Origin of the sequence: Klebsiella sp. X13 (assembly GCF_003323835.1) — a bacterium.
Classification (GTDB): domain Bacteria; phylum Pseudomonadota; class Gammaproteobacteria; order Enterobacterales; family Enterobacteriaceae; genus Klebsiella; species Klebsiella ornithinolytica.
In genome coordinates this window covers 2,321,725-2,339,398 of record NZ_CP030874.1, presented here as the reverse complement: position 1 = coordinate 2,339,398, position 17,674 = coordinate 2,321,725, and the positions used below count along the sequence as shown (strand labels likewise).

The 17,674-nt window shown below is 58.5% G+C and carries 16 protein-coding genes; 13 read left to right on the top strand and 3 right to left on the bottom strand.

The window, feature by feature from the left end; genetic code table 11:
• The first annotated feature begins 222 nt into the window (after nt 1-222).
• The 9 genes from DSD31_RS11135 (at nt 223) to DSD31_RS11095 (ending at nt 9,817) form a co-directional block, all read left to right on the top strand.
• A complete protein-coding gene (locus tag DSD31_RS11135) occupies nt 223-1,446 on the top strand; it encodes an SfnB family sulfur acquisition oxidoreductase (RefSeq protein WP_113991042.1) in 1,224 nt (407 codons plus the stop codon).
• Between the two features lie 10 nt (nt 1,447-1,456).
• Nucleotides 1,457-2,122 (top strand): methionine ABC transporter permease, encoded by a 666-nt coding sequence (locus tag DSD31_RS11130; RefSeq protein WP_015584164.1) that lies wholly within the window; start codon nt 1,457-1,459, stop codon nt 2,120-2,122.
• Nucleotides 2,123-2,165: 43 nt separating this feature from the next.
• A complete protein-coding gene (locus tag DSD31_RS11125) occupies nt 2,166-2,942 on the top strand; it encodes a MetQ/NlpA family ABC transporter substrate-binding protein (RefSeq protein ID WP_032717762.1) in 777 nt (258 codons plus the stop codon).
• A gap of 49 nt (nt 2,943-2,991) precedes the next feature.
• Nucleotides 2,992-4,050 carry a methionine ABC transporter ATP-binding protein gene (locus DSD31_RS11120; RefSeq protein WP_015584162.1) on the top strand — a complete coding sequence of 353 codons (1,059 nt, stop codon included), beginning with the start codon at nt 2,992-2,994 and terminating at the stop codon, nt 4,048-4,050.
• 148 nt (nt 4,051-4,198) lie between these two features.
• Nucleotides 4,199-5,902: an ABC transporter substrate-binding protein gene (locus DSD31_RS11115; RefSeq protein ID WP_015584161.1), complete on the top strand. Its 1,704-nt coding sequence runs from the start codon at nt 4,199-4,201 to the stop codon at nt 5,900-5,902.
• A gap of 45 nt (nt 5,903-5,947) precedes the next feature.
• Nucleotides 5,948-6,907 carry an ABC transporter permease gene (locus DSD31_RS11110; RefSeq protein WP_015584160.1) on the top strand — a complete coding sequence of 320 codons (960 nt, stop codon included), beginning with the start codon at nt 5,948-5,950 and terminating at the stop codon, nt 6,905-6,907.
• Between the two features lie 2 nt (nt 6,908-6,909).
• Nucleotides 6,910-7,857, top strand: coding sequence for an oligopeptide ABC transporter permease (gene opp4C / locus DSD31_RS11105; RefSeq protein ID WP_032717691.1), 948 nt, complete (start codon nt 6,910-6,912; stop codon nt 7,855-7,857).
• Nucleotides 7,854-8,834 (top strand): ABC transporter ATP-binding protein, encoded by a 981-nt coding sequence (locus tag DSD31_RS11100; RefSeq protein ID WP_069475878.1) that lies wholly within the window; start codon nt 7,854-7,856, stop codon nt 8,832-8,834. Before opp4C ends, DSD31_RS11100 begins: the two co-directional genes overlap by 4 nt.
• Nucleotides 8,831-9,817: an ABC transporter ATP-binding protein gene (locus DSD31_RS11095; RefSeq protein ID WP_015584158.1), complete on the top strand. Its 987-nt coding sequence runs from the start codon at nt 8,831-8,833 to the stop codon at nt 9,815-9,817. Before DSD31_RS11100 ends, DSD31_RS11095 begins: the two co-directional genes overlap by 4 nt.
• 131 nt (nt 9,818-9,948) lie before the next feature.
• Here the strand turns inward: DSD31_RS11095 and DSD31_RS11090 are convergent, their stop codons facing one another.
• Both DSD31_RS11090 and DSD31_RS11085 read right to left on the bottom strand, forming a co-directional pair.
• Complete coding sequence (locus tag DSD31_RS11090) at nt 9,949-12,354, bottom strand: membrane-bound PQQ-dependent dehydrogenase, glucose/quinate/shikimate family (protein ID WP_044023519.1); 2,406 nt, start codon at nt 12,352-12,354, stop codon at nt 9,949-9,951.
• A gap of 318 nt (nt 12,355-12,672) precedes the next feature.
• Entirely contained in the window at nt 12,673-13,581 is a 909-nt protein-coding gene (locus DSD31_RS11085) for a DUF535 family protein (protein ID WP_004862932.1), read from the bottom strand.
• 308 nt (nt 13,582-13,889) lie between these two features.
• On the opposite strand from DSD31_RS11085, the gene DSD31_RS11080 reads away from it, so the two are divergent.
• On the top strand, nt 13,890-14,030 hold the full coding sequence (locus DSD31_RS11080; protein ID WP_004862935.1) for a hypothetical protein: 141 nt from the start codon (nt 13,890-13,892) through the stop codon (nt 14,028-14,030).
• Between the two features lie 48 nt (nt 14,031-14,078).
• Here DSD31_RS11080 and DSD31_RS11075 read toward each other — a convergent pair whose 3' ends face one another.
• Nucleotides 14,079-14,969 carry a LysR family transcriptional regulator gene (locus DSD31_RS11075; RefSeq protein WP_004862938.1) on the bottom strand — a complete coding sequence of 297 codons (891 nt, stop codon included), beginning with the start codon at nt 14,967-14,969 and terminating at the stop codon, nt 14,079-14,081.
• A 142-nt stretch (nt 14,970-15,111) separates the two neighbouring features.
• Here DSD31_RS11075 and DSD31_RS11070 point away from each other — a divergent pair, with 142 nt between their 5' ends.
• Genes DSD31_RS11070 through DSD31_RS11060 form a run of 3 tightly spaced genes read left to right on the top strand, consistent with a single transcriptional unit; the run spans nt 15,112 to nt 17,669 of the window.
• Nucleotides 15,112-15,819 carry a CoA transferase subunit A gene (locus DSD31_RS11070; RefSeq protein WP_004862943.1) on the top strand — a complete coding sequence of 236 codons (708 nt, stop codon included), beginning with the start codon at nt 15,112-15,114 and terminating at the stop codon, nt 15,817-15,819.
• Between the two features lie 2 nt (nt 15,820-15,821).
• Nucleotides 15,822-16,478, top strand: coding sequence for a CoA transferase subunit B (locus tag DSD31_RS11065; RefSeq protein WP_004862947.1), 657 nt, complete (start codon nt 15,822-15,824; stop codon nt 16,476-16,478).
• A gap of 9 nt (nt 16,479-16,487) precedes the next feature.
• Nucleotides 16,488-17,669, top strand: a complete 1,182-nt coding sequence (locus DSD31_RS11060) for an acetyl-CoA C-acetyltransferase (protein WP_048024855.1) — start codon at nt 16,488-16,490, stop codon at nt 17,667-17,669.
• The last annotated feature ends 5 nt before the right edge of the window (nt 17,670-17,674 follow it).

Sequence of the window (17,674 nt, the reverse complement as noted above, 5' to 3'; positions counted from 1 at the left end):
CCCGACGCAGGCTGTCGGAAATGCAACAGCCTGCTATCACCGCAGCTGCATTTGCAGCAGCCCCTCCGGCAAATAGAAACGTAATCAATTGATTTTACTCATCTAAAAATTCTCCGCGAACTGGCACAGCCTTTGCTATTCACATATAACACATTGGAATTATAGGTTATTTAGTTATCTATTTTTTGCATATAGCCATTTAGTTAACCACGAGAAATCCGTATGTCAGAAAGTAAATCGCTTGTCAGCTACACCCGCCATTCGCCGAATGCCCATGTCATCGGCAGCGATGAAGAAGCCATCGCCATCGCCCACGAGATTGCCCAGCGGCTACAACCCGGAGCCGCAGAACGCGACCGTCACGGGACGGTGGCGCCCGAGATTGTCGATACCTTCTCCAACAGCGGCCTGTGGGGCATCACGGTGCCGCGCCAATGGGGCGGTGCCGAGGTCTCCGCCGCCACCCTGGCCCAGGTGATTGCCATCATCTCCGCCGCCGATCCGTCGCTCGGACAAATTCCGCAAAACCACTACTGCCTGCTCGAGGACATTCGTTTGCAGGGCAGCGCAGAGCAGCAGGCCTTCTTTTTTGGTCTGGTGTTACAGGGGTATCGTTTTGCCAACGCGCTCTCCGAGACCGGCGGCAAAACGGTGCTCGATATCCGCACCCGCCTGGAAACCCGCGGTGAAACGCTGTACATCAACGGACGTAAGGGCTATTGCACCGGATCGCTCTACGCCCACTGGATAGGCATTCTGGCGCTGGACGCCGACGATCGCGCGCAGCTGGCCTTCGTACCGCGCGACAGCGCTGGCTTGACGGTGCTCGATGACTGGGACTGCCTTGGACAGCGGAATACCGCCAGCGGCACGGTGCTGGCGGAGAATCTGGCGGTCGCGCCGTTCCATCTTTTCCCGACGTGGAAATCTTATGCCACGCCGACGCTCGCCGGCCCCTTCGCGCAGCTCACCACCGCCGCGATTGATGCCGGGATCGCCCGCGCGGCCCTCAACGACACGATCACCTTTGTTCGCCAGTTCGCCCGACCGTGGATTGATGCCGGCGTCGAACGGGCCAGCGACGATCCGCTCACCATCTACCATATCGGACAGATTGATAGCCGACTGGCCGCCGCTGAGGCGCTGCTGGAGCAGGCAGGCAAGGTTCTCGACCGGTTTAAACATGATCTCAGCGAAGAGCATGTGGCGCAGGCTTCCATCGCCGTTGCCCGCGCCAAAGTGTTCACCACCGAGGTCGCCCTTGACGCCGCCAGCCGCCTGTTTGAACTCAGCGGCACCCGGGCGACCGGCAACCGCCATAACTTCGATCGCCACTGGCGCAATGCGCGCGTTCACACCCTGCACGACCCGGTACGCTGGAAATATCAGCTGCTCGGCAACTGGGTATTAAACGGCATTCGCCCACAGCGTCACGACTGGAACTAAGGTGGCCCCCGTGCTGGAGTTTTTTGCCGATATCGACTGGAGCGATGTGACCCAGGCGGGCATCGACACGTTAATCATGCTGGGCTGGTCGCTGGGCTTTACCGTACTGTTCGGCCTGCCGTTGGGGATTGTCCTCTACCTCACCGGCCAGCCGCAGCTGCTGCACGCCCCGCGGCTGTATCGCCTGCTGTCGCTTTGCGTCAACGTCCTGCGTTCGCTGCCGTTCATTATTTTGCTGATCGTCATGATCCCGGTCACCACCTTAATTACCGGCACCTCCCTGGGCGTACAGGGCACCATTCCGCCGCTGGTGGCGGGCTGCGCGCCTTTCTTCGCCCGGCTGGTGGAAAGCGCTTTGCGCGAGGTGGATCACGGTCTGGTGGAGGCCAGCTGGTCAATGGGCGGCAATACCGCGCAGCTGATCTGGCACACCCTGCTGCCCGAATCACGCGGCGGACTGCTTGCCGCCGTCACCGTTACCGCGATTTTGCTGGTGGATTACACCTCTATGGCCGGGGTTATCGGCGGCGGAGGGCTCGGCGATCTGGCGATTCGTTTTGGCTACCAGCGCTTTCAGACCGACGTGATGGTGGTCACCGTCCTGCTGCTGATTGCCCTGGTGCAGATTTTACAGATGAGCGGCGACCGCCTCGTGCGGTACATGAGCCGTAAATAACACATTCACGCTACTTTTCCAGGAAAAAACCATGAACAACATCGTGAAAAAAACCCTTATCGCTGCCGGGCTGCTGACCCTCTTCTCCGCCTCTGTCGCCGCCAATGAGACGCTGACCGTCGGCGCCACGCCGGTACCGCACGCGGAAATCCTTGAGTTTGTAAAGCCGGAGCTGGCCAAACAGGGCGTTGATTTGAAAATCAAAGTCTTTAACGACTTTATTCAGCCCAACCAACAGCTGGCGGAGAAAAACCTCGACGCCAACTACTATCAGTACCGTCCGTTCCTCGAGAACTACAACCAGACGCGACATACCCATCTGGTGCCGGTGGTAGGCGTCCATATTGAACCGTTTGGCGCCTACTCCAGCAAATACCACGACATCAAAGCGCTCCCGGATGGCGCAACCATCGCGGTGCCGAATGATCCGGTCAACACCGGGCGGGCGCTGGTCATGTTAAGCGATGCCGGCCTGCTGACCCTGAAAAATCCGAAGGATCCGCAATCGGCGACCCGGGATATTGTCGCCAACCCGCACCATTTTAAAATTCGCGAGCTGGAAGGCGCCATGCTGGCACGGGCGGTGAATCAGGTCGATCTGGCGTTTATTTTCGCCAACTATGCGCTGGAAGCAGGGATCGACACCGATAAAGCCCTGCTGGTGGAAAAAGGCAGCGATCTGTACGTCGAGTATCTGGTGGCCCGTCCCGATAACCTCAACGATCCGGGGATCCAGAAGCTGGCGAAAGCGCTGCACTCCGACGCGGTGCGCAATTTTATCCTGACCCGCTACAAAGGCAAAATCGTCCCGGGCTTCTGATCGCCGGAGCGTATCCGGCAGCGCTGATGCTGCCGGTTTTTCAAGGTTGATGGAGCAAACTACCGTGACTCACGATCCTCATGCCGTACCGCATATCCAGTTAAGCGGAATAAGCAAAGCCTACCCTAACGGTGTTCAGGCGCTGCAGAATATTGACCTGACGCTCTATCAGGGGGAGATTTTTGGCATTATCGGCCGCAGCGGCGCCGGGAAATCGACGCTGCTGCGCCTGTTTAATCGTCTGGAAAACGCCGACAGCGGCGAAATCACCATTCACGGTGAACAGACATTGCGCTATTCACGCAGTCAGATGCGCGACCTGCGCCGCCGGGTGGCGATGATCTTTCAACACTTCAACCTGATGTCGACCAAAACGGTGGCGCAAAACGTCGAGCTGCCGCTCAAGATGGCCGGCGTCCCGCGGGCCGAAAGACAGCGTCGGGTCGATGAGATGCTGGAACTGGTCGGCCTCGGCGCCCTGCGCGATAGCTGGCCGGCAAAGCTCTCCGGCGGGCAAAAGCAGCGCACCGGGATCGCTCGTGCGCTGGTGACCCAGCCGGAAATTCTGCTTTGCGACGAGGCAACCTCGGCGCTCGATCCGGAAAACACCCTCTCTGTGCTTAAGCTGTTGAAAGAGATTAACCAGCGCCTGGGTCTGACGATTATCCTCATTACCCATGAAATGGAGGTTATCCGCACGCTCTGCGATCGGGTGGCGGTGCTGGAGCGCGGGCACATTATCGAACAGGGCGAGGTGTGGCGAGTGTTTGGCAACCCGCAACACGAGGTGACGCGCAGCATGACCAGTACGCTGCATCACGGTCGTCCCGGCGAGAACCTGTCGTCGGTGGACGGCTCGCAGCTGGTGACCCTGCACTTCGACGGCAGCAGCGGCGGTGAACCGGATTTACACCACATCGCCGCTTTGCTCGGCGACGGGGCACGCCTGCTGTACGGCAACTGCGAGCAGATTCAGGGGCGGGTCATCGGGCAACTGCGCATCCGGCTGCCCCGGCCGCTGGATGAGCGCGCGCTGGGTCAGCACGGCTGGGTCGCGGACCGTCTGACTCTCGCTACGGACCTGTCGGTGGAAAATTCTACGTCTTAATCAAAATCTGGCATTTTATTGCCAGATTATTGCTAATGCTGATTCGCTATAAATCATATTTTTTCGTTGTTAGACAGGCCGTGGTGCGCCTCTTATCTTTCGTCATGAATTGTAAATTTCAACGCAATCATTTGATGAGGGAGCACTTTTGTCCAGATTACTGCACGGATTAAAAACTAAACGGACGCGATTTTCACACGCTCTTGGAATCGCGTTAATCGGCGGCACGCTGGCATTTTCTTCTGTGGCCAGCGCGGACGATATTTTGCAGGAAGGCATCACGCCGGCCACCGATGCCAGCCAGATCCCGGCGGCAGCCAAACTGCGTAAAGACACCGTCGTCGCCGGGATTTCCGAGCCGCAGGGGATCTTTAACCCCTACTTCTTCGTTAACGGCTGGGACGAAAACGTCACCAACGTCATCTTTTCACGCCTGATTGACTGGGACAGCCACGGCAACCTGGTCCCTGGCCTGGCCGAAAGCTGGCAAGTGAGCGCCGACAACAAAGTGTATACCATCAAGCTGCGGCCGAATCTGACCTTCAGCGACGGCTCGCCGCTCACCGCGGAAGATGTCGCCTTTACTCTGACCGTGCTGCTGGATCCAAAGTATGACGGCGATACCGATATTACCCTCGCCAACATTGCCGGCGGCGCCGAGTATAAAGCCGGGAAAGCCGACAGCGTCAGCGGCCTGAAGGTCATCGACCCGCTGACCCTGCAGGTCACGACGACGCAGCCCGGGGCCACCACCCTTTCGCGGATCGGAGGGCCGGTGCTGTCGAAAGCCTGGTACGGCAAAGAGTATCAGCGCGGCAACCTCGACTATCTCCGCACCCTGCACGGAAAACCGCTGGGCAACGGTCCTTACGTCTATGACAAATATATTCCGGGCCAGGAGATTCGTTTCCACGCTAACAGCCACTTCTACCGCGGCACACCGCCGACGCCGCGCTTTATCTACCGCGTCACCAATCCGTCGACCAACTTCCAGCTGTTCCAGACCGGCGAAACCGACTACGACGCCTTTACCTCGCGCCCGGACGATATCGAACAGCTGAGAATGCTCGGCTTCGCCAATATCAACCTCTACGGCTCCAGCGATTACAGCCAGGTGGAGTTTAACGTCCGTCGTCCGGCGCTGAAGGATGTCAAAGTTCGTCAGGCGCTGATTTACGGCCTCGACCGCCAGAAGCTGATCGATGTGGTGTACCAGGGCTATGGCAAGGTGGCCGTTGAACCGATCGCCCCTATCTCCTGGGCCTACAATCCGCAGGGGGTTAACCCGTATCACTACGATCCGGCGCAGGCGAAAAAACTGCTCGATGAAGCGGGCTGGAAACCGGGTCCGGACGGCATCCGCGTGAAAGACGGCCAGCGTCTGGAGCTGACGCTGCTGGTCAGTAAGAAGGTGCTCAACGATGCGCTGATCCCGATTGCCAAAGAGAACTGGCAGCAGATCGGCGTCGTGCTCAAGCCGCAGGTGGTCGACTTCAACGCCCTGATGGCCCAGCGTAAAGCGGGCAACTATGACCTGGCCTCCTTCAGCACCAGCACGCTCAACGATCCGCACGATGGCGTATGGGATTTCTACAGCACTGAAGCCAAAGAGTCAGGCTATAACAATCCACAGGTCGATAAGCTGATTAACGCAGGCAACGCCGTGCTCGACGTCGAAAAACGTAAGCCGATTTACCACCAGCTGTATCAGGTGCTGGCGGAAGACCCGCCGGTCATTCTTCTCGGCTACCGCCAGATTCTCTCGGCCAGCAGCGCCAGGGTATCCGGTTTTAAACCGGATATTTATAACGGCCTGACCGGCAGCCTGCCGGATGTGAAAATCGCCAGGTAACCATCACAGCCGCCGGAATAACCCGGCGGCTGATGTGAGAATGTTATGAGAAATTTTATCCTGAGACGGCTGCTGCAAACGCTGCCGATGCTGCTACTGGCCTCATTGATTATTTTTATGCTGTTTGCCAAAACGCCCGGTGACTTTATCGACGGTAATATTACCCTCACTGCCGCTCGCGCCGCCGAACTCAAAGCCATCTATGGCCTCGACCAACCGCTGTTGACCCGCTATCTGCACTGGCTCGGCCAGCTGCTGCGAGGCGATCTCGGTTTCTCGCTGCAGTACCAGATTCCGGTCAGCCAGCTGCTAAACCAGTACATCTGGAACTCGTTCCTGCTGGCAAGCATTGCGCTGGTTTTTTACTGGGGTATCGGCCTGACGGTGGGTATCGTCTCCGCCATGAAGCCAAACTCGCTGTTTGACCACCTGGTGAGCGTGGCGGTCTTTGCCGCGATGTCCTTTCCAACCTTTTTCCTCTGTCTGCTGCTGATTAAGTGGTTCGCCGTGGATCTGCACTGGCTGCCAGTTGGCGGAATGACCAACACCGGCAGCGATGACCGCGGCTGGGGCTATATCCTGCAGGTGGCCGCGCACCTGGTGCTGCCGGTTCTGGCGCTGGTGATGCTGCAGGCCGGCAGCCTGACGCGCTACTTCCGCGCCAGTATGCTTGACGTGGTCAGAATGGATTTTATTCGTACCGCCCGCGCCAAAGGGCTGCATGAACGGACGGTGATCTTCAAACACGCGCTGCGCAATGCGCTGCTGCCCATTATCACGCTGCTCGGCTTCGAGTTACCGGGACTGTTTTCCGGCGCCATCATCACGGAAAAGGTCTTTAACTGGCCCGGGGCCGGGCATATTCATATCGACTCGCTGGCCGCCCGCGATTATCCGGTACTGATGGGATTTACCCTGTTTCTGGCGGTGCTCACCATTCTGGGCAACCTGATAGCCGATGTTCTCTACGCGTGGGCCGACCCGCGAATTCGGCTGAGGTCATAATCATGTTTAGCACTCTGTTTTCAACGCCACGTCGCCTGCGCAAGGCGGAGATTCCGGCGCTCGCTATGATCACCCCGTCACCGTGGCGCCAGGCCTGGCGGTCGCTTAAACGCAACCGGCTGGCCATGTTTTGCCTGCTGCTGCTGGCGGTGATGGCCGCCTGGTGCGTGCTGGGGCCGCTGTGGTCGCCGTGGAAAGATGATGCCACCGATGTCCTGATGATTAACAAGCCGCCCGGCGCTGAGCACTGGCTGGGCACCGACTTTCTCGGCCGCGATGTCTACACCCGCCTGCTGATGGCCGGACGTATTTCGTTGATTATTGGCCTGCTCACCATGCTGCTGTCGGTGGCGCTGGGCTACCTGCTCGGCGCCGTCTCCGGCTATGCCGGCGGCCTGACCGATAAGCTGATCATGCGCCTGGCGGACCTGGTCATGACGATTCCCGGCCTGCCGCTGCTGATCGTCGCTGGCGCGATGTTATCCGAACTCGATTTTTCCCCGGATGCCCGGATCTATATGGTCGTGGTGATGCTCAGCCTGCTGGAGTGGCCAAAGCTGGCGCGGCTGGTGCGGGGTCAATGCCTGTCGCTGCGCGAACGTGATTTCATGCTGGCAACCCGGGTGCTGGGCCTCTCCGCGCGCCGTCGCCTGTTTGGCCATCTGCTGCCCAATACCATTCCGATTCTGGTGGTTATGGCCACCATGGCGGTGGCAAATGCCATTCTGAGCGAATCGGCGCTCAGCTACCTTGGACTGGGGGTGGTTCCCCCCACGCCCTCCTGGGGCAATATGATGGACGCCGCCAACAGCCTGATCGATTTCCAGCGTCGTCCGTGGCTATGGATGCCGCCGGGTATCGCCATTTTTATCACCGTCATTGCCATTAACGTGCTGGGCGACGGCCTGCGCGATGCGATGGATCCGAAAATGAAACAGAGGCTGAAATGAGCGCCCCGTTAATCACTTTCCGACAACTCTCGGTCTCCTTCGCCGCTGAAAAACAGCGTGTGCGGGCGGTACAGGAGGTGTCGTTCGCTATTCATGCCGGCCAGACCGTTGGGATCGTCGGCGAATCCGGCTGTGGAAAAAGCGTCACCGCCATGGCCTTAATGGGCCTGCTGCCGCCCCATGCCGCGCGTATTGATAGCGGCGAAATCCTCTTTGACGGGCAGGACCTGCTGCGTCTGAAAGCCAACCCTATGGCCGACCTGCGCGGCAACCAGCTGGCGATGATCTTTCAGGAACCGATGACCGCGCTGAACCCGGTGCTGACCATCGGCGAGCAGCTGTGCGAGCCGCTCATTCGCCACCGTGGCGAAACGCCCAAAGCCGCCTGGCTCCACGCCACCCGTTTGATAAGCGAAGTGGGGCTGGCGCGCGCGGATAGCCTGATGAACAGCTACCCGCACCAGCTCTCCGGCGGGATGCTACAGCGCGTGATGATTGCCATGGCGCTGAGCTGCCAACCGAAGCTGCTGATCGCCGATGAACCCACCACCGCGCTGGATGTCACCGTTCAGGCGCAAATCCTGCGCCTGCTGCGCGATCGGGCGCAGTCCAGGCGGATGGCGATGCTGCTGATCACCCACGATTTGGGCGTGATTGCGCAAATGGCGGAACAGGTGGTGGTGATGTACGCCGGCCGGGTGGTCGAGTCTGGCCCGACGGCCGAGATCTTACGCCACCCGCAGCATCCCTATACTCAGGGGCTGATCGCCTCGCGTCCGGTGCCCGGCGAACGACGCCGTCGCCTGTACTCAATTCCCGGCCAGGTGCCGGATCTGGCCGCCCTGCCAGCCGGCTGCGCCTTTGCCGACCGCTGCCAGCGGGCCAGCGCAGTCTGCCGCCAGAGTCTCCCTCCGTTATTGGGAACAACGCGGCAGGCCGCCTGCTTTCACACCCTATCCGCGGGGCCGGTTGCATGAACACTGAAAGCCATGAATATGTCATTGAAGTCGAAGGATTAAAAAAACACTTTCCGCTGCGCGAGGGGCTGTTTGGCCAGCAAACCGGGCAGCTACGGGCGGTGGACGGCGTCAGCTTTCGCATCCGCCAGGGGACCATTTTCGGCCTGGTGGGCGAATCCGGCAGCGGGAAAACGACCGTGGGGCGCACGCTACTGGGGCTATACGAGAAGAGCGCCGGTAGCGTGAAATACCGGGGCCGGGAGCTCTCCGCCCTCTCCTCGCAGGAGATGCAGGCGCTACGCCCTAAAATCCAGCTGGTGTTTCAGGATCCCTACAGTTCACTGAACCCGCGGATTCGCGTTGGCGAGGCGATTGGCGAAGCCATGCTGCAGCATAAACTGTGCAGCCGAGCGGAACTCTATGACAAGGTGATTGCGGTCATGCAGATCTGCGGCCTCGCGCCCCACCACTACAATCGCTTTCCACATGAGTTCTCGGGCGGTCAGCGCCAGCGTATCGGGATTGCCCGGGCGCTGATTCTCAACCCGGACTTTATCATTGCCGACGAGCCGATCTCGGCGCTGGATGTCTCTATCCAGGCGCAGATCATCAACCTGTTTTCCGATCTGCGCGACGATTTCGGCGTTACCTTTCTGTTTATCTCCCATGACCTTGGCGTGGTGGAGCATCTCTGCGATGACGTGGCGGTGATGTATCTCGGACAATTGGTGGAGACCGCCAGTCGCGATGCGCTGTTTGCCCAACCGCGCCACCCTTACACCCAGGCGCTGCTGGCGGCGATACCGACGCTCGAGCCGCACGCCGAACCCGTCGCGGTTGTACAAGGCGAGATCCCCGATCCCGCGAATCCGCCGCCCGGCTGTCGTTTTTCTTCACGCTGCCCGAGCGCTAACGACCGCTGTCGCCGCGAAATCCCCACGCTGCGTGAGATAGCCGCCGGCCACTTTGTGGCCTGCCATGAGGTGGTCGCCTCCTGCTAAAGCGCGAGGCCCTGCGACTGTCGGTCAACGTGGCCGACACCTGAGCTGAGGCAAAAAAAAACCAGTCAGCAATGACGCTGGCTGGTTTTAACCTGGCGGAGCGGCGAACTCAATACGCCGCCTTCAGGGCGCTACTCTTCCAGCGCATAGGCAATAATATCATCGCCCACATCCGGGGAGTGGCTGGCGCCGCCGGCGGAGATCACCACATACTCCTTGCCCGTTTTCGGCGATTTGTAGATCAGCGGCGCGGCCACTGCGCCTACCGGCAGACGCGCGCGCCACAGCTCTTTACCGGTTGCGGAATCCAGCGCCCGCAGGTAGTTATCCTGGGTCCCGGCAAAGAAGATCAGCCCGGAAGCGGTCGAGGTCGGGCCGCCCAGCGTCGGCATACCCAGCGGGATATGCATATGGGTTTTCAGACCCAGCGGACCGGTATCCTCGACGGAGCCCATCGGAACCTGCCACATCAGCTGACGAGTATTGAGATCGATGGCGCTCATCGTGCCGAACGGCGGCGTATTACACGGAATCCCCAGCGCGGATTGCAGAATATCGATCCGCACGCCGCCATATGGCCCGGCGATCTGCGGACGGACGGTGCCCATAAAGCCCGGGACTTCGTCGGTGGAGACCTTGTATTTCGCCATATCTTCCTGACGCACCAGAGACATTCTCAGCGGCATACGCATGTCGTTAACAAACAGCGTCCCGGTGCGTTCATCGATGGTGATGCCGCCCCAGTTCATGCCGCCCAGCAGGCTCGGCCATTCGATATACGGCTTCTCTGACGGCGGCGTATACATTCCAAGGTAGGTGGACTCTTTGAAGTCAATGCGGCACATCAGCTGGTCAAACGGCGTCACGCCCCACATGGATTTCTCGGTTAACGGCTCAACGCCGAGCTGCGGCATCCCGGTCGAGAACGGCTGCGTGGTAGAAAGACGTTCGCCTTCTGCGCCTGCGTGCGCTACCGGCCGTTCCTCAACGCGCGTCACCGGTTTGCCCGTGCGACGATCGAGAACATAGATCTGACCGGTTTTGGTGGTCTGAATCAGGACCGGAACCTCTTCGCCCTGGTCATTTTTCATATGGAACAGCACCGGCTGAGACGGCAAATCATAGTCCCAGACATCATGGTGAACGGTCTGGAAGACCCATTTTGTTTCACCGGTGCTGGCATCCACCGCCACCACCGAAGAGCCGTACTTCTCTTTGGCCTCATTACGATCGCCGCCCCAGTAATCCGGCGGACCGTTGCCGGTCGGCAGATAAACCAGGTTCAGCTCTTTATCAAAGCCCGGAACCGTCCACACGTTCGGCGTTTCGAGTGTGTACACGCGCCCTTTTTGCGGATCGGTCACATTTTCCGGTTGCCCCACATCCCAGGCCCAAACCACGTTGCCGCTGCGCACATCGAAGGCGCGGACCACGCCGGAAGGTTCGCCGTGAATAATATCGCGAACCCAGCCGCCCAGTATCGCAATATGCCCCATGATCACCGGCGTCGAAGTCGGATGGTAGCGCTTGCTGTTTTCGGTGTTGTCCATCCCCTGCTTGAGATCGACGCTACCGTGGCGGCCGAAGTTATCGCACAGCTCGCCGGTTTTGGCGTTCAGCGCCAGCAGGCGCGCATCGACGGTAGAGACCAGAATCCGCTGCGGACACTGCTGCAGGTCCGGGCTGGCTTTCTCCTGCGCCGTCAGCGTCGTATCGTTTTGCACATCATAGTAGCCGACGCCGCGGCAGGTAACGTGCTCTGCGGTCTGCGCGTGTGGGTCAAAGCGCCAGCGCGCTTTCCCGGTATCCGCATCCAGGGCGGTGACCACGTTCAGCGGCGTACAGGAGTAGAGCGTATCGCCAATTTGCAGCGGCGTATTCTCATCCACCCCGATCCCCGGGCCGCTTACCCGGCGGCCGGTGTGGTAGGTCCACGCCACCTTCAGGTTTTTCACGTTCTCCGGGGTAATGTCATCGTATGGAGCAAAACGGGTACCTGAGGCATCGCGGGCGAAAAACTCCCAGTTGTCGCTTTGGGAAGCGAGGGTTGGCTTACTATCGGCGGCGGCTTTCACCACGCCATGATGAATGCCACCGTGGGGAGAAAACGCCGAGACCAGCGTCGCCAGAAGCGCGATGAAAATCGCCGAGGCGCTCCAGTTCGCATAGCGGACCGCGGTGCGTTTGACCGGCAGCGTTGTGGCCAGCCACAGGCCCAGCATCAGCAGCAGAGCCGGAACCACCAGACGAGGAATCAGTCCCCAGTAGCTGAGCTGCACTTCATAAAGCGCCCAGACAAGGGTCAGTAAGAAGGTCACGATGGTGAAAGGGAGGACGTATTGACTGCGGATAAGGTATCCGATGGCGATAAGCAGATAGGCCACTCCAGCCAACAGGTACCAGGCGCTACCGCCCAGAGTCAGGAGCTTACCGCCCCAGAAAGTGAAAAAGAGTCCAGTACAAAAACTGAGTAATACAAATATAACCCGGTAGACGGTGAAGAAGATCCTCCTGCCGCTACCTCGCTGTTCGTCCATATCTCATCCCATACGACTTTAGTCGTTATAACCAATATATTTATTTTTAACAGCATCCGATCCAAACAAATCGGATACAGACCGCATAACATCCTGGTTGGACGCTCATGAGCCGAGCGAAGAACGTAATAAAGTATATGGATTTGTAAAAGTTATGTAAAACAAACCAGCATTAAATGTTTAAAATTTTTTAATATATAAACGGAAGTTGCATCAGAAACGGTGATAAAGCGCGTGATAAATCACCAGAGGAGGATAAACGGGCGGGTGATGGCTGGCCAACAGCCCCCTGTGGGCCAGCACACCGGTAGGTGCAAATTAGTTTACGGGCCGGGACCCACTGATTTGCCGCAGAGCAGCCTTCATTTCCAGCTGCGCCAGCTCCTTCAAACCTTCGCGTTTGATAAACTGACTGCGATGTTTGCTTTTGACCTCTTCTATACTTTTTTTGATCTCCTGCGGCGGTAATTTATACCAGCCGCGACGATGTTTTTCGCCCCCGACTTCCAGCCACAGCGCAGCATAGCTGGTTTGTACTTTCTCGCTTTTGACGTGAAAATCGGAGTCGATGGCATAGATCTCTTTAATATCGCTATGCTGTAAAAAACCATATAGCAGAGAGATAATTAAATTTTTCGGTCGGGTGCCGTGCAGCTCTTTAGTCAGCACTTTAATTTCATCATTGGCAATATCCTTCCCTCCCTGAATGCCGCCGATATAAGCCCGGCCATCCTCGGTGCAGGAAAAACAGATGCTGTAAATGCGTTTTCCATCCTGAAGCATTAATAGCATCAGTTCGCCCTCTTCCTGAAAAGGCGAAGCCAGCAATTTCACCGCAATGTGGCTACCGTTTTTCAGCGGAATTTCCGCCACGGTCAGCCCATACTCCACCACGTTATACAGCTGTGGCAGCGCGGCTGCGCTAAAGGTTTTCTCGATAAAAATCAAGGAGCCATAGGCAATATCCAGCTTGGCTCTTCTTGACATTTTTTTATTTAAATAGGCTTTGAACGGCTTATCCTGAAAACTGACCAGCCCCTGCGTTGCACCGGTTAATCTGGCGCAAACATATTTATCACAAAGCGCTTGATATTCCTTATACTTTCCCCCTGCGAGAGGTATTTCTCTGCATTTTCGTAAGACCTTTTTATATTTGAGTTTAATTTGACAAATCAATTTATTATTTTTTCGCCATTCTTTGATGGCAACTGTTGCTGTTTGAGCCATTGATCAAGATCCATAGAATCAACCATAATCGCGGCCATAATATCATAAATAGTTCAAGTCAACGCTTGATTAGTGAGTCGTTGTCCTTTCATTTAATAAATAGGTAGATAATCATTCTCACGCCTATAATTAAAGGCGGGGGGATGTCAACTCTTATTATTGGCAGTCTCTTCTGGCGTCAGATGAAAATATCACGCGGCGCCACGCTATTACCGCTCTGTGCGGTAACGGGGCGCCGAGGGTTCATCCTGGCATGGTTTTGCTCTATAATCTGACCCCAGTCAAAAGTGAACTAAAGTGGGTAACTCATGGAAATTGATCTCGACAATCTGGTCTTCAGCGGTCTGGAAGAAGCGCAAGAGCGCAATGCCGAACGCCTTGAAGACGCTGACAAAAAAGCCGAAGCGATCGTTGCCGATGATGATTGTGGCGACGCCTGCAAAATCTGATTCCTGAACCGGCTAACCACGCCGGTTTTTTTTATCCTCGCCCGTCAGTCAAGCCGTAAATGCCCCCTTCAGCGTGCCCAGCAACGCCTGCGCCGCCTTCGACAGCTGCAGATGACCGGCATGGATCACCCCGACACACTTCTCAATCGGCGGGTTATCCAGCGGCAGACATACGGCGCCCAGCGCCTGCATCTGCGACTGGCAGAGCGCCGGGACGGCGCTGCCGCCGAGGCCGCTGGCCACCATTCTGCCGACCGTCACCAGCTGGTGACTCTCCAGCGCAACATCCAGTTGACGACCGCTGCGCGCCAGCTCCTCTTCAAGCATCAGGCGGACCGCCGAAGGCCGCTGCAGCGTAATAAAATCCAGCGTCAACAGCTCGCGCCAGGAGAGACGATGTTTACCGGCCAGGGGCGATGATTTCGGCACAATCGCGATAAAACGGTCAACGCCCAGCGGCGTAAACAGCAGATTATTGGTTGGCGCCGGCTCAAAGGCGATCCCCATCTCCACCCGCCCTTCACGAACCATTTCTATCACCTGCTCGTTAATCACATCGTGAACGGTCACGTTAATTCCGGCATAGCGATCGCGAAAGGCTTTCAACACCTCGGGCAGGACGTTTGCCGCAAACGAGGGCATGGCCGCGATCGAGATTTTGCCACGCTGCAGGGTAAAGCTCTGGCGCATCGCCTCTTCGGCGTTATCCCAGTCGGCCAGCAGCTGACGAGCCATCGGCAAAAAGATCTCCCCCTCCTGAGTCAGCGTCACCCGGCGGGTGCTGCGTTGCAGCAATGCGCCGCCGAGCCCCTCCTCCAGTCCTTTGATGGTCAGACTGAGGGCCGGCTGCGAAATATTCAGCCGTTCGCTGGCGTGGGCAAAATTCAGAGTGTGAGCTACCGCTAAAAACGCGCGTAACTGTTTGACACTCATTCTCATTTTTCATCCCGTTAACTAATTGAAAAAATTTAGTTAACAACAAATTAATAAGAAAACCCAATGAGTAGGTCACAAATTCAAAATTAACAAATCAGTCTGCGCCGCCAATGATAGCCCCATCGCAAGCCAGCAGAGGTGAAACATGGCAGGACTGGATAAGCGCGTCGCCAGCTACGAAGCGGCGCTGGAAGGGTTAACGGATGGTATGACCGTGCTGGCCGGCGGTTTTGGCCTGTGCGGCATTCCCGAAAATTTGATTGCCGAAGTCAAACGCCGGAACGTACAGGGGCTGACGGTGGTATCGAATAACTGCGGCGTCGACGGTTTCGGTCTTGGCATCCTGCTGGAGACGCGCCAGGTACGCAAAGTGGTGGCCTCATATGTCGGCGAAAACGCCCTCTTTGCGCAGCAGGCGCTCAGCGGCGAACTGCAGGTGGAGCTGACCCCACAAGGCACGCTGGCGGAAAAAGTTCGCGCCGGCGGCGCAGGCATCCCCGGTTTTTACACCGCCACCGGCTACGGTACGCCGGTGGCGGAAGGAAAAGAGGTGCGCCAGTTTGCCGGTAAGCACTACATCCTCGAAGAAGCCATCACCGGCGACTTCGCTCTCATCAAAGGCTGGAAGGCGGACTGGTACGGCAACGTTATCTATCGCCATACGGCGCAAAACTTTAATCCGCTGATGGCCGCCGCCGGGCGCATTACGGTGGTCGAGGTTGAAGAGATCGTCCCGCCGGGGGAACTTCCGCCCTCTTCAATCCACACCCCCGGCATCTACGTCGACCGGCTGATCGTCGGCCAGTTCGAGAAACGCATTGAACAGCGCACGCTGCGCGCAGGGAGCCTCTGATTATGCTGACTCGCGAACAAATGGCTATCCGCGTCGCCCGGGAGCTGCGCGATGGCGACTACGTCAATCTCGGGATCGGCATCCCGACGCTGGTGGCCAACTACATCCCGGCAGGCGTTGACGTCATGCTGCAATCCGAAAACGGCCTGCTCGGTATGGGCGGTTTTCCGCACGAGGCGGAGCTCGACGCCGACATGATCAACGCCGGGAAACAGACGGTCACCGCCCGGACCGGCGCGGCGATCTTCGACTCCGCGCAGTCCTTCGCCATGATCCGCGGCGGTCATGTCGATCTGACCGTTCTCGGCGCCTTTGAAGTTGACGTTGAGGGCAATATCGCCTCGTGGATGATCCCGGGGAAAATGGTGAAAGGCATGGGCGGCGCAATGGATCTGGTGGCCGGGGCACAAAACATCATCGTGGTGATGACCCACGCTTCGAAAAGCGGCGAATCCAAACTCCTGCCGCGCTGTACCTTGCCGCTGACCGGCGTCGGCTGTATTCGGCGGGTACTGACCGACCTCGCCCTGCTGGAGATACGCGACGGGGCCTTCGTCCTGCGCGAACACGCGCCGGGCGTCACCCTCGACGACATCAGGCGCAAAACCGCCGGACGCCTGATTGTCCCGGACGACGTCTGTGAAATGCGTTTCAACTGAGGAGGCAACATGAAAGAAGTGGTGATTGTCAGTGCGGTCAGAACGCCCATCGGCAGCTTTCGTGGCGTATTCTCAGCGCTTTCCGCCGTTGACCTCGGCGCCGAAGTCGTGCGCAGCCTGCTGGCCCGCTGCTCGCTGTCGGTAACGGAAGTCGACGAGCTTATTTTCGGCCAGGTTTTAACCGCCGGCTGCGGGCAGAATCCGGCGCGCCAGACGGCCTTACGCGCCGGTCTGCCGATCGACTGTCCGGCAGTGACGGTGAATCTGGTTTGCGGTTCCGGGCTGAAAGCCGTGCAGCAAGCGGTGCAGGCGATCCGCAGCGGCGACGCCCAGGTGGTCATCGCCGGGGGTCAGGAGAGCATGAGCAATGCCCCCTATCTGATTGACGGCGCCCGTGCCGGGCTACGCATCGGCCATAGCAGCATGCGGGACAGCATGATTCAGGACGGCCTGTGGGATGCTTTCAACGACTATCACATGGGCGTAACGGCAGAAAATCTCGCCGACCGCTATGCCATCGATCGCCAACAGCAGGACGCCTTTGCCGCCGGTTCACAGCAGAAAGCGGCGGCGGCGATCGACGCGGGCCGCTTTGAACAAGAGATCGTGCCGGTCGTCGTCAGACAGGGGAAGCAACCGCCGCAGACCATTACCCGCGACGAGCAGCCCCGCCCGGCCACCACTCCAGAGCAGCTGGCGCAGCTGCGCCCTGCGTTCCGCGTGGAAAACGGCACCGTCACCGCCGGGAACGCCTCTTCGCTTAACGACGGCGCGGCGGCGGTACTCCTGATGAGCGCCGACAAAGCCCGGGAGCGGGGACTGCCGGTACTGGGACGCATTGTCAGCAGCGCCGTGGCAGGCGTCGATCCGGCGATCATGGGCATTGGTCCCGTCAGCGCCTGCGAGATGGCGCTGGCCCGGGCCGGATGGCAGCTGGATGAGGTGGATTTAATTGAGGCTAACGAGGCGTTTGCCGTTCAGGCGCTGGCGGTTGGCCAGTCCCTGGGCTGGGAGAGCAGCAAGGTCAACGTCAACGGCGGCGCCATTGCCCTCGGCCACCCTATCGGCGCCTCCGGCTGCCGGATCCTCGTCACCCTGCTGCATGAAATGCAGCGCCGGAGCGCCAGTAAAGGGCTTGCCACCCTCTGCGTGGGCGGCGGACAGGGTATCGCCATGACGATCGCACGTTAACAGGA